This window comes from Arenibacter certesii DSM 19833, from assembly GCF_000429545.1.
GTDB classification, from domain to species: domain Bacteria; phylum Bacteroidota; class Bacteroidia; order Flavobacteriales; family Flavobacteriaceae; genus Arenibacter; species Arenibacter certesii.
In genome coordinates this window covers 24,258-37,669 of sequence record NZ_AUCB01000034.1, presented here as the reverse complement: position 1 = coordinate 37,669, position 13,412 = coordinate 24,258, and the positions used below count along the sequence as shown (strand labels likewise).

The 13,412-nt window shown below is 37.2% G+C and carries 11 protein-coding genes; 6 read left to right on the top strand and 5 right to left on the bottom strand.

Annotation, left to right across the window (positions count from 1 at the left end; translation table 11 throughout):
- Positions 1-965: 965 nt before the first annotated feature.
- The 4 genes from G466_RS0115200 (at position 966) to G466_RS0115185 (ending at position 3,625) form a co-directional block, all read left to right on the top strand.
- Entirely contained in the window at positions 966-1,592 is a 627-nt protein-coding gene (locus G466_RS0115200) for a MarC family NAAT transporter (RefSeq protein WP_026814431.1), read from the top strand.
- An 86-nt stretch (positions 1,593-1,678) separates the two neighbouring features.
- A complete protein-coding gene (locus tag G466_RS22225) occupies positions 1,679-2,554 on the top strand; it encodes an alpha/beta fold hydrolase (RefSeq protein WP_051315704.1) in 876 nt (291 codons plus the stop codon).
- Positions 2,541-3,038 (top strand): RNA polymerase sigma factor, encoded by a 498-nt coding sequence (locus tag G466_RS0115190; RefSeq protein ID WP_026814430.1) that lies wholly within the window; start codon positions 2,541-2,543, stop codon positions 3,036-3,038. The genes G466_RS22225 and G466_RS0115190 overlap by 14 nt, the downstream gene beginning before the upstream one ends.
- A gap of 2 nt (positions 3,039-3,040) precedes the next feature.
- The gene (locus G466_RS0115185; protein ID WP_026814429.1) at positions 3,041-3,625 is read left to right on the top strand and encodes a hypothetical protein; all 585 of its coding nucleotides are present in this window, start codon (positions 3,041-3,043) and stop codon (positions 3,623-3,625) included.
- Positions 3,626-3,661: 36 nt separating this feature from the next.
- Here G466_RS0115185 and G466_RS0115180 read toward each other — a convergent pair whose 3' ends face one another.
- From G466_RS0115180 to G466_RS0115165, 4 genes are all read right to left on the bottom strand, one after another.
- Complete coding sequence (locus tag G466_RS0115180; protein WP_026814428.1) at positions 3,662-4,108, bottom strand: response regulator; 447 nt, start codon at positions 4,106-4,108, stop codon at positions 3,662-3,664.
- Positions 4,109-4,382: 274 nt separating this feature from the next.
- Positions 4,383-5,600 carry a PepSY-associated TM helix domain-containing protein gene (locus G466_RS0115175; protein ID WP_026814427.1) on the bottom strand — a complete coding sequence of 406 codons (1,218 nt, stop codon included), beginning with the start codon at positions 5,598-5,600 and terminating at the stop codon, positions 4,383-4,385.
- 77 nt (positions 5,601-5,677) lie between these two features.
- Positions 5,678-7,195 (bottom strand): SusD/RagB family nutrient-binding outer membrane lipoprotein, encoded by a 1,518-nt coding sequence (locus G466_RS0115170; RefSeq protein WP_051315703.1) that lies wholly within the window; start codon positions 7,193-7,195, stop codon positions 5,678-5,680.
- A gap of 18 nt (positions 7,196-7,213) precedes the next feature.
- The gene (locus G466_RS0115165) at positions 7,214-10,273 is read right to left on the bottom strand and encodes a SusC/RagA family TonB-linked outer membrane protein (protein WP_026814425.1); all 3,060 of its coding nucleotides are present in this window, start codon (positions 10,271-10,273) and stop codon (positions 7,214-7,216) included.
- 100 nt (positions 10,274-10,373) lie between these two features.
- Between G466_RS0115165 and G466_RS23255 the strand changes: the two genes are divergently transcribed.
- Positions 10,374-11,372 carry a helix-turn-helix domain-containing protein gene (locus G466_RS23255; RefSeq protein ID WP_169720758.1) on the top strand — a complete coding sequence of 333 codons (999 nt, stop codon included), beginning with the start codon at positions 10,374-10,376 and terminating at the stop codon, positions 11,370-11,372.
- 81 nt (positions 11,373-11,453) lie between these two features.
- Here G466_RS23255 and G466_RS0115155 read toward each other — a convergent pair whose 3' ends face one another.
- Positions 11,454-12,113 carry a metal-dependent transcriptional regulator gene (locus tag G466_RS0115155; protein ID WP_026814424.1) on the bottom strand — a complete coding sequence of 220 codons (660 nt, stop codon included), beginning with the start codon at positions 12,111-12,113 and terminating at the stop codon, positions 11,454-11,456.
- 97 nt (positions 12,114-12,210) lie between these two features.
- On the opposite strand from G466_RS0115155, the gene G466_RS0115150 reads away from it, so the two are divergent.
- Complete coding sequence (locus tag G466_RS0115150) at positions 12,211-13,410, top strand: di-heme oxidoredictase family protein (RefSeq protein ID WP_026814423.1); 1,200 nt, start codon at positions 12,211-12,213, stop codon at positions 13,408-13,410.
- Positions 13,411-13,412: the final 2 nt, after the last annotated feature.

The window sequence follows — 13,412 nt, the reverse complement described above, 5'->3', positions numbered from 1 at the left end:
TGACTGGAAGCCTTGAACTTTTACTTGAATTGTTTGAAGTCAAGGTTTGATGAGATAAATACAGTTCCATTAAATGGTCAATTGTTATTACAAATTGTTACGTTTTAAAACCAAATAATACATTTTTTTTAATCTCTAAATAAAACAATTATGAAACCCACTTTTCTCTTAGGTGCAGCATCATTATTTTTTAAAACAAGGAAAGCCAAAGTTATCTTGGTTGGAATCCAGTTTGGATATCTAGCTTACAAGTTACTTAAGAATAAAAATGAAAAATCAGCAAAGAGAATCAGTAAATAAATTTTTATAAATTATAGTTATGCTATAGCCGTTACATTGGCTAAGCGACCCCCTTAAAATTGTATGTACTATTTGAGCAACTGTAAAACACGCTGAAAATGCGGCATTTTTTTTAAAATTTGGTGGACAAAAATCCCGATTTCCCATTCGTTTGTAAAAAATAAAAATTGATATGGGCTTTGTCGTTGTTTCTAATAAAATTGTGCAAATTCCACGGCATTTTTGCCGAGATTTGGATTATCCTCCTAGGATTATCAACTTTGGCAGTGTCTGGAAAAATCATCCAGTGTCCAGTTTCAACTCCCTCCAAAATATATTAGTAACTCGTTTACGATTCCTGTCCAAACGTTTTTAATAACACCCCTATTCACTTTTATTAGCTAAACCTCCATATTTAATTCGAAGTTTGATTCCTTTCTCCTGCGATTTTGGAAATAGTCAGTGATCTGCTGTCTGTAACCATATTTTTATTCCAACGAATCTACCCCATTAGGTTTATCTAAATACAAAAAATTAGTAACTCAGGCCCACTTTACCCGTCTTCCGGTAAAAACAAAAAATCATATCATAATTCCCATTAAAAAGAGCATACGATAAATTTACATAATCGTAATACAGGGTTCATTTCAGTGAAAAAGGAAGGAGTAATCTTTGCTGAAAAACGAATGGAACTTTTTATAACGATTTTTGCGGCCTTATTTTCGGTAATGAACCCTTTTGGAACCGTACCTGTATTTGTTAGTCTAACTCAGGAAAACAGTAGCTTAGAGCGGAACCGAATAGCACTATGGGCATCGATTAATGTCTTTATAATATTACTTATCTCATTTTCTGCCGGCAAGTATATCTTACTCTTCTTCGGAGTTACCTTAAACTCCCTTAAAATTGCCGGAGGACTCATTATTGCGACATCGGGTTTCGCTTTATTAACCGGAGAATTTAGAAAGCATAAAGGAATGAAGGTAGAAAAGGTTAAAGAAGATATTAAAACCCGCTCAGAAATTTCATTAACTCCATTGGCAATGCCAATGATAGCAGGACCGGGAACCATGTCCCTGTTAATTTCCTATAATCAGGAATATTCCGAACTAGATAAAGTATTTATAATTCTCGCAGCAATTTCTGTAGCAACAATATGCATTTACCTCATATTGAAAAGCTCATTTTATATTGTTAGATTATTGGGTGCTTCCGGTATAAATTCCTTATCGAGAATTATTGGTTTTATTGTGATTACTATTGGAGTTGAGTTTATCATTTCAGCGATTGCCAATATCTTTCATATCGGGTAACCAAATACTCTCCTAAAAAATAACTCTGAAAAGTGTAATAAAACTAGACTTTGCTAATCTAAAGGGAAAAACATAAAACAGTTATAATGAAAAAATTAGTAATTGTATTAGGTGCTCTTTTCATTCAAACTTCAGTATTCCCCCAACCTGTACCCTATCCCTTTAATGTGGAAATAAAAGGAAGTGGGGATCCGGTAATTTTAATTCCCGGACTGGCATCTTTAGGAAAAGTATGGGAACAGACTACAGACCTATTAGATGAAAATTATGAATACCATATTCTGACCTTAGCTGGATTTGCAAATCAGGAACCCATTTCGCCTGAAAAAGGATACTTACCCTTTGGAGAAAAGGAAATTATCAGGTATATCCAAAATGAACTTAAGGCCAAACCCCTTCTGATTGGACATAGTTTAGGCGGATTTCTATCCCTCTCAATAGCTATTTCTGAACCTGCATTATTAAAAGAAATCGTAATTGTAGACTCTTATCCTTTTATGGCTGCGGCATATAATCCCAACACGAATGTCGAACCTATTCTTCCACAAGCACATAAAACTAGGGAAATGATTGTTTCCATTTCCGATAGTTTATTTATACAACAACAAAAACTTACCCTTCCTACAATGATCACCGATTCTGAAAATATTTCAACAGCCATAGAATGGTCTTTACAATCGGATCGCGAAACTATTGCCCAAGCCATGTACGAACTTATGATAACCGACTTAAGGGATGATATAGAGAAAGTAAAAATACCTATTCTTGTATTTGGAAGTTGGTACGGCGCTAAAAACTATGGAATAACAAAGGAGCTAGTTAAAAACAACTATGAGAACCAATTTTCTAAAGCGAAGGATTATAAGATAGAAATTGCCGAAACAGCAAAACACTTTATCATGTGGGATGAACCAATGTGGTTTGTAAAATACATAAAGTCGTTTATCAATGGGGCAAAATAAAGAACAATATTTTAAACAGGTCTATAAGGACTCAAAGGATCAGATATATAGGCTTTGTTTGGGCTTTATGGGAAATAAACCAGATGCGGATGATTTGTTTCAGGAGGTTTTAATGAAAGTATGGAATAATTTAGAAGGCTTTAGAAAGGAGAGTAATATAAAAACCTGGATTTACCGCATTACTACAAATACCGCTCTTTTAACCCTCAATAGAAAAACTAAATTACAGCAAAGGGAAACAAACCACCCCCAACATCTCCCTCATTATGAGAAAGATAGTGACAATTCTCACAATAATCAACTAGAAATATCAAAGCTTTATAAAGCTATAGCTACACTTAAAGAAATAGATAGAATAATCATAGGATTGTTGTTAGAGGATTGCAGTTATGAAGAGATTGCAACTATAACGGGCTTAACAGCTTCCAATGTGGGGGTTAGAATAAACCGAATTAAAAAGTCACTGAACAAAAAACTCAAATAGATATGGACCCAGAAATATTAAATTGGAAAAATCTTTGGAAAGAAGAAAAATCGGGCCCCTTAGATATAACTAAGTTAATAGCAGATTTAAACAAAATTGAAAAAAGAGGGAGAACTGAGCGAATTGCTTTGCTCATTGCATTACCAATGACATTGATTCTATTACTATTCTTACTTCCGGTCCTTTCTAATACCTACTATTTAACAGCCGTTTCGTTAATTGGGTTAGGGATGATTATGATACTAATACAGATTTATAAAAGTAGGTTTGGCGCCATTAAGAATGAGGCCGAGTTAAGTAACCAGAAGTATATTGTAAAGCTTATTGATAAATTAAAAAAACAAATGCTTATAACCTCTAGATATATGTGGTTTTATACTCTTCTTTTAATTCTGGGTATCAATATTGGATATGTAGCAATTTTGGAGCACTCTGGATTATCGCTATTTTCGAGAATTATGATTCATAGTGTACTTTCAGCTGCTATGTTCGCTTTTATGTATTTCTCCATATTAAAAAGAAAAAAGAAAAATAACCAGCGAATACTACCGTTAATAGCATTTCTAGATAACCTAAAACGAAGTTAGGGGCCAGTAAAGAAAAATCATATTATCATTCTTAAATTATTGTTCGCTGAGTAAAAAATCGACTTTATCCGGCCTCGTTATATTTTTATTTGTAACTAGCTTTATAGCCCGAAAAATTAGATCCTGGAGCTGCGAAAATCCGATTGGTTTCTGTATATAGTAGGCTGCTCCTAAACGATATAATTCATCCGCACTTGTGGAATCATAGGAGGTGGAAATAATGACCACAGGTATCCTTTTTAATTTTTCTATACTTTTAATTTCTGTTAGACATTCAACCCCGTTTTTAATAGGCATATTTAAATCCAAGAAAAGGATGTCAGGTAGATCTGTGGTGCCGTTTATAAGTAAATCTATTAACTTTTCCCCATCATTAACGAAAGTTAATTGGGCAGATAATGACAACTCCACTAAAGCTTCCCTGAAAAACATGCAATCATCTGGATCGTCATCGGCAAGGAGAATGTTAGGAATTTCTTTCATCGAGTTACGATATTGTTTGTCTAGATCTTATTATGTATTGAAAAACAGAAATATTATCGGGTAAATATAATTAAAAAATAAAATAGTTAATGTTGGCAATAGAGACAATTAACACTGTGTTTTCAGTGATCTTGTTCAGTTACAAATCAGCGTTCTATAGGAGAGCCAAATTAAATCTTTCAATAAAGTAATCCTACTGTATGTTTCCCCAAATAGTTTTCTAGACTTTTTAACATTCCATAATTCATTGAAAATTAGTTGCTAATGAAGAATTTCACTTCTTTTTCTTTTTTGTTTTTTTCATTTTATTGATCCAGATCAGTGTACCTGTTATAGGTAAACTAGTAGCAATAAGACAAGATATGAAATACAAAAGCTTAGTAAACGATCCATATACATCACCTATATGCAATGCTTTAATAGAGCTGGATACCCTCTCATTAAAAGGTTTGGCAGTAAAGACTTCCAACTCCTTTATTTCCTTGGTGTTTACATCCAGCACTATCTTATCGGAGGCAGCTGGTGAGAAAAATCCAATTTTCTTCTTACTAATGCTAATCTCAGTTCCTCCTTTTTCGGGCATACTTATACTGTAATCCCCGGAATAATCCAATTGCGAGTCCACAACGGATAAATATTCTGCGATAGGTAATACATCTGAATCCTCTATTAATAATTTCTTACTTTTATTCTCTAAGTTACTTGAGGTCTTACTTACTTGTTGTTCTTTATAAGTACCTAAACTTTTCTGCATTACCTCCCTGTACCATGGAAATGACCAAAACGGTCCGGTAACTCCCATTAAAAACAAAATAATAGCAGAATAAAATGCTAGCGTATTGTGCAAGTCGTGATTAATTCGTTTCCAATTTCCCCTGAATTTTATTTTAAGTCCCTGTCCCCAGTATTTTACCTTTCGCGGAATCCATATAACGAGACCTGTTAAGACTCCAATGGTGAATAATATGGTGGCTGCACCTGTAATATAGCCACCTAGTGTCCGGTTTTCCAAACCAGTAATTAAAGGCTTTTCTATTTTATCCAATAGTAACCAACGGTGAAGACTGAATATGTTTCCCATAAAACGGTTCACAGCGTTATCTACCTTACTATCCCCAAGAAAATTCCCAGTATAAGGATCAAAAAAATAAGTAGTTCCAAAACGCCCTTTGTCCCCCTCCTTTTTGGTGATAATCTGAAGACTGCGAGCAGGATCTGAAGAAATCTTTATTCCAGTACTATTTCCTTGAAGTACCCACCTTCCTTTATGAATTATAGTTTCAATGGGCAGCGCTTCTTTTTCTTTAGGAACAGCTACTTTATAAAGGTGTGGAGCACTCCATTCCCTGATCTCCGTATTATAAACATATAATGTTCCCGTAAAACAAACAACCAATAAAATTAACCCACTGATCAATCCGACCCAAAGGTGTATATCATTTAAAAATTTCCTGATTCGGATCCAGCGAGTTGTTTTTACTTGTTTCTTCATAATGGTATGAAATATTTATTTTATAAAACAGAAAGCCTATTTACTTATATTATCGGTAGCATTAATCCGACCTCGCTTTAGGGCATCCACCAAATTTTGTTCTCAGTAACCAAGTCGAGCCCTTGCAGTTCTACCTGTGCATTATTAGTTCCTCTTTCGGTCTCGGGATACATTAACCTAAGTGGTCGTCCCGAAACTCCAGAAGCGGCAGTTCCAGGAAAATGGGGTAAGCCTAACCTTCGGTAATCATTCCAAGCTTCAATACTGGAAACACTGTTTAGCGCTAGCCATTTTTGGTCTATAAGCAATTGCAATGGAGTTCCTGATTGTTCGAAGTTTCTCAATTGAGTTTCTGTATAGGCTAAGGCATCTGTTTCTGCAACTTTTAGGTAATCCATGGATGAGCGGATTCCATTTTGGAAATACGTGGTTATAGATCCCGCTATCCACCCCCTGTAAGCAGCTTCTGCTTGTAAAAATTGGGATTCAAAACCTGTCATCAACACACTTCCCTGGTCAATTCCGTGTAGCAATCCAGTTGCTTCCCCGTTATTTTCTTGCGGACCTTTAAGGGCAGAAGTATTTTGTCTTGAGTATTCGGGTTTTCCTGCATCGGGATTTCCGAAAATCACTCCGTTTATTTTACCGTTTACCTCTTGATAAATTTTTGACAAACGAGGGTCGTCCCGACTTTTCATTTTATCCACCAGATAAAGTGTAGGTCTTAGGTTTTGATGATTGGCAGTACTGTTCCCTTGAACATCTCGATAGTAGTTATTCCAAAAGGGATTCAATTTCCCATCGGTATTTAGATAACCTGGATTCACTAAGGCATGTTCATTTGGCCCTAGAAATCCAGACCCTTCCTTAGTAATAGATTCAATTTCTGATTGTAAGTAGGTCTGATCTACCTTCTCACTTTGCCTAATCAGCGCCCTCAGCTTTATAGTATTTCCAAATTTGGCCCAAAGATCTTTGTTACCACCAAAAAGCACATCTCCATGATTCATAGAAGGAACCATGTCAGAAGCCTTAACATCCAAAATACCATCCGTTATTAAATTGATGCTTTTTTCGTAGACTTCCTGTCCAGATTCATACGTTGGATTAAGGTGATTATTGCCACTTGCAGCTTGATCGAAAGGGATATTGTTATAAAAATCTACCAACCTTAAGAAAAGCCAACCCTGCATAATCTTGGCGCTACCGGTATAAAACACATCACCAATTGCAGCAGCCTCTTCTTCTATCAACTTAAAATAAAGGATATTGTTAAATCCATTTTCCCAAACAGGAATACCATCCCTCTGACTACGGATGCCGGGGCCATTATATGTTTTGAGATCATAATATAGATTGGCACCATCGTTATTGGTTCCCCAATAACCTCCCCAAAAGGCTCCTATCTTGTTGATTTGGCCCACCTCCTGATTAACGGTTGAAACTAAGGCTGCTGGAAATTTAGCTTCCAAAGGCAGGTTATCATTTGTAGGTTTGTTTGGATTGCTGTTTACGTCTAGGTAAGAATCGCATGACCCTAGTAAAATTACCGAAACAACGTAAAGCGTAGTAAGAATAAATTTATTTTTTAGCATGATAAAATGGTATTAAAATTAAAACTGAACGTTTAGGGTAAGACCAATGTTTCGCATTGGAGGAATTTGTCTAAAACTGTAATATCCATCCGTACTATTATACAGATACTCTGGATCACCAATGTTGTTACTAGAGTGGGTAATAACGAACAGATTGCTCGCTACTACCCCTAAACTGACCGACCGGAATAGCTCCTGATTGCCCAAAATAGATTCTGGCAAACGATAACTAAGGTTAACCTCCCTTAGTTTAAAAAAGTCTGCTTTAGCCGCTGTATTGCGTTGTACGGACCCTTGTCTGGACCAAAATTCCTTTCCTCCACTAGAGGTGTTTAAATCCGTATTTTGAACATACTCGCCAGGAGCTATTTCTATTACCGATCCAGGCCATACAAATGGTTCTCGATTATATTTTGTGGTAAGGGGATGTGTTCCAAATTCGAACATAGACGGAATGGTTTCCGAATAGAACCAAGCTCCCATACGTCCATCAAACTGTAGCCCCAAACTAAGGTTCCCGTACGTGAATGTAGAATTGATTCCTAGCATATGCGGAGGTACCATAGGCCCTAATAATGTATTGTCCACTGCAATAATGGGATCTCCTGTCTGTCCATCTACCACCACATTACCATTGGGATCCCGCTGATAATCGCTTACCCACAAGCTGGGAAACTGTTCTCCCACAAAGGCATAGGACTGTCTAAAATTCTGACGAAAAGGGGAATCGCCATAAAGTTCTTTTACAACATTCTTCGTATAACTATAATTAACACCAAGATTCCAATTTATATCACTATTCTTTATAATATCTCCGCTAACACTCAATTCTATTATATTATTGGTCATGCGACCCGAATTAACGAGCATGGCATTATAACCAGTAGCACTGGAAACATTTGCATTGGAAATCTGACCATCAGAATCTGAATACACATAGGTAGCCTCCAATTTTACCTGTTGATCAAACAGCCCCAACTGCATCCCCACCTCATAGGAGGTAACAAATTCCGGTTCTATATCTGGGTTGGGATTTGTAAGACTGGGCAAAAATCCGACGTTATTTCCAAAAGGAAATCCATTGGATTGAGAGTAGGCATTGTTAAGTTGATAGGGGACCAACGTAACATTTCCGGTCCTGTTCCACGATCCGTATATCTTGGCAAAAGATAATTTTCCAGAATTTCGCAAAGAAGGAATGGCTTCAGACACGATAAAGGACGCACTCACCCCTGGATAAAAGTAAGACCGTTGGGCTCTACTCAAGGTAGAATTCCAATCGTTTCTCCCAGTAAAAGTAATGTAGGCGTAATCTTTATATCCCGTAACCCATTCCCCATATACACCAAACGAACGCTGCTCTGTGATGGAAGACCCGCCTCCCAATTCCCCAGCGCGACTCTCTGGGTTTATAATATCGGAATATAACAGGTTACTGGCCGAAATATTCTGGCTCTTTCGATAATCGGTACGAAGGTTATGACCAAGTAATAATCGCGTATCGAAATCCCCAATCTCTTTCTTTAAATTTAAAACAAGGTCACTGTTAAATCTGCGATAGAATAGGCTGCCATCATCTACAGAACCAAGGGTATTCCGAGTGCCTTCTGCTTCAAATTTTCGGGTGTAATTTCGAATTTCGTCCGTATTGCTATAGAATCCGGCTCTGTACATGACTTCTGCCCAAGGAGCCAAATCATAATTCAATTCAATTTTTCCATTTAATACCTGTTGGGCACTTTGATTACGGATATTATCTATAAGGAAATAAGGATTCCTGTACCATCCTCCATTAGGGATAAAATAATTGTTGGGATTTCCAGGGGAATTTGGGCTTTCCCAATCCTTAATTAAACTATAGTCAAAATTAGCGGGATATCGGTAGGCACTTATCCATGGACCATCTGGAGTAATATCTTTTTTATTTTGTATAAAATTAATACTGTAGGCCGTGCGTAATTTTCCAAAGTTTCGAGTACCATTAAATCGAAGGTTGGTTCTGTTATTTTCATCCTTTGGGATAACACCGGTTTGTTTAACATGCTGTGCACTTAGAAAATATGTACTGATATCATCTCCTCCCGAAAAGGAAATATCATTCTGAACATGAACACCGGTATCAAATAAATTTAATCTGTTATCCGATGGCGGCGCAGAATAGGTCACCATAGGTTGGTTACCATTGGGTAAGGGATTGCCAAATGGCTTTAAAGAACCATCAAAGGCTGGTCCCCAAGACTCAAAGGTGGTTGGACTGTATACTCCATTAAAACCTGGTCCATATGTGGTTTGAGCCTCAGGCAAGAAATAAACATCCGAAAAAGTAGTGGTGTTGGAATAGGAAATTACCCCCTTACCTGTTTTTCCTGTCTTGGTAATTATCATTATGGCACCATTCACTCCCTCTGACCCATAAAGTGCCGCAGCATTAGCTCCTTTTAAAACTGTAATACTCTCTATATCATTAGGATTAAGTCTACCAATACTCGGGATGGGTACGCCATCTACAACATATATAGGCTCATTATTAGACCTTCCATCTATGCCCCTACCCCGTTGTAGTGAACGCGTTCCCCTAAGCACAATCTGGGCAGCGGGATCTACCTTGCTATCATACCGGTTAATACGGAGTCCGGCGACTTTACTTGCCAAGCCAAAAATAGGATTAACCGCCCTACCTTGATTCAGATCCTCCGACATCACTATTTGGGAAGAAGACCCCAATTCCTTAGCGGACCTGGTTATTCCCAAGGCCCCAGTAACTTCAACTCCCAATAGTTGAGTTACATCTTCTTCTAGAACAATAGTAATTAAAGACTCATCGGTGGGTACAGTAAAAACTTGCTCCTTAAATCCTAAATATCGCACCACCAAGGATTGTCCGGGCAAAGCATACATTCTAAATTTCCCATCAAAATCGGTCACCGTAGAAGATGCTCCGTTTAGGGATTGTACGGTGGCTCCTGGTAAGGGCATATCGTTATACGCATCCAGAACCAAACCGTTAACATGTATTTTTTGTGCGTGTGCAATTGTTACACTGATTAAAATTAAAAATTGAAGTAAATATTTTTTCATAGTACTGTTTGTTATTTAGATTTAGTCTAAAAAAGCTTAATTTTGATGCGACAAAAATATTGTTGTCGGTTCAATTAGAATGACGAAAAAGGGAGTATCAATGACGAAAAAGGGAATACCTGTAGTAATGCAATTCAATAGTCTATTGAATGACTACCGTGGTGACGACAAAGGATTTATTGTAAAAAATGGTAAAGACAGACAAGCCCACCCAAAATTTAGAGACCTCGATAGTGATAGTTTAACGGGGCACGAGTTTTTATCGGACCGTATTTATTATTGTAATTGTAGAAAGTCAGGAAATTTAAATAAAATCACAACTATTGAATGTAGGGAGGATTATATTCAACTTTTTATGGGTTTGAAAGGATCCCTGAGGATTTCTGATGGTAGGGGTGCATTTCTAGATATCCTTCCCAATACGGTACAGTTAGTAAAATACGCTTGTGGGCAGATTCAGCTAACTGCCTTATCTGAAGATGCTATAGAAGCATTTATTATTAATATCCATAATAGTGCCATCAGTCCGGAGAAAGCTTACTTTGAAAATATCTTATCCTTTGCGCACCACTCCCCTTCTGCAACAATAAAATCATTTAACAACAGCTCATTTCCAATTGACTATAGAATGCGGCAAATTGTAGAGGAGCTAGCATACAAAAAGTATACTGGTTGCTTTTTGGAACACTACATCGAAATAAAAGTTATGGAACTTTTATTATTATATAGTAGTGAATGGAACAATTTTACGGCCTTATCTGTACCGGAAAACCAGACTGAAGATAAACGAATCGCGAAACAGATGGCCCAAGCCAAGAAATTATTGTTGGCCAATCTTTCCGAAACACCCAGCCTTAAAGAATTGGCAACAGCAGTGGGAACTAATGAGTATCACCTGAAAGTCCATTTTAAAGCACACTTTGGTAATTCCGTAATGGCTTACCTTAGGGAATACAAAATGGAAAAGGCAAAAAACCTCCTAAAAGAATCGGACCGTAAGATTACGGATATTGCTGAAAGTTTAGGTTATAAATATGCTACCCATTTTTCTGCCGCCTTTAAAAAACATCACGGTAAGCTGCCAACTGATTATAGATAATGGTATGCGGTAGTTCCCAAGTTAAAACATGACCTTTTCTAAAAGTGCAGTAGAAGAGTCATATTTGGCACTATAACAAAACTATGAGATTAGATCTACTAAGAGTTTTGCTGCAACAGGCTGACTAAGAATTACATTTGTTTGCTTCCCATAAGAGACAGTCATGCTTTTATCAAATTTTTCAATGTTATTCACGGTGATTACGGATCCCAAGCGGATTTCCTTCTTATTCAAATACATTAGAAATTCTTTATCACTACTTCGCAAGGCTTTTAACTCCACGGTTTTACCCTCTGCAATTTGAGAAAGTATTTTATAATTGTTCACTATAAAATTTCCTTCCCTATCTGGTATTGGCGAGCCGTGTGGATCACTGGTAGGGAAACCTAACATCTCATTCATTCTATCAAAGAAAATATCGGATTTTAAATGCTCTATTTGTTCGGCTATTTGATGTACTTCTTCCCATCCAAACCCCATAATTTCTGATAAGAACATTTCAGATAAACGGTGTTTTCTGATAACCAAAGCAGCTGCTTTTTTTCCTTCCTCGGTAAGAGAAATGGGCTTATACCTTTCATAAGTAACCCAACCTTGTTTCTCTAACCTCTTAATCATCTCATTTACAGTAGGCTTGCTAACCTCTAACCGCTGTCCCAATTCCGTTAGGGAAATCTCTGGATTTTTAGAGTATAAATAATAAAGGGCCTTTAGATAATTCTCCGTTGCTTGTGATGGCATTACAATAGTTTCTTGTAAAGATAGAAATATTTCAAAATTAATTTGTTAGGTATCCCTAACTTAATATATTTGCATATCTAATTATTTATTAAGAGTTATGATAAAATCAATATTTACAATCCTAAACCTGATTTTAATCGGGTCATTAATAGTGTCATGTGAAGATTTTCTTTCTTCAGAACCTATAGAGTCAGAATTATTAGATGGCCCAATGGAGGGTTTAAATCATGCCCAAACAACACAATTCATTAGTGGAGATGTAGCTTTTAACGATGAGCTTTTTCATTCCAAGAATGGTCTTGGACCCTTATTTGTAGCTACCAGTTGCGTTAGTTGCCATGCTGGAGACGGAAAAGGATTACCCTCCACTTCCCTAACCCGTTTTGGGCAAGTAGATTCTACTGGTAATAAGTTCCTGCATTTAGGAGGACCCCAATTACAAAATCGCGCTCTACCAGGATATACTCCGGAAACTATACCAGAAGGTGCTACTCATTCTGTTTTTACCCCTCCAGCAGTTACTGGATTGGGATTTCTACAGTATGTTACCGATGCAGATATTCTTGCACTTGCCGACCCCGACGATTTAGACGGTGATGGGATATCTGGAGTACCCAATTGGGATTATTTAAGGGATTTTATCATTCCCTCTCCTGATGCCATTACAAGAAATGGAAAATACATACATCGTTTTGGCAAAAAAGCTTCAGTATACAATCTTTTGGAGCAAACGGTGGATGCCTACAATCAAGATATGGGAATCACCTCCCTCTTCGATCCTATAGACACTTATTCCGGTTTGGCTGTAGACCCAGAGATCTCTAAACAAACTATTAGGGATGTTGTTTTTTACCTGGAAACCTTAAAAGCACCCGTTCCTCGCAACCAAGATGATCCACAAGTGAAAAACGGAAAAAATGTCTTCTCACAAATACAGTGTGCCTCTTGTCACCTTCCAGAAATGAAAACCGGATATGCCCCTATAGAAGCCTTATCCTATAACACCTTTTATCCCTATACTGATCTATTGCTGCACGATATGGGACCAGAATTAGACGATGGATATACTGAAGGCGGTGCCCTTACCTCAGAATGGCGCACCGCCCCGCTATGGGGGCTGGGACTTTCTCCAGATTCTCAAGGTGGCCAGTACTACCTTATGCACGACGGTAGAGCAAGAAGTATTGAAGAAGCCATTCTACAGCACGGAGGAGAGGCAGAAAATAGCAAGAACCAATATGTAAGGTTAGATCAATCCGAAAAAAATGATCTTTTAAAATTTTTAGAATCCTTATAATT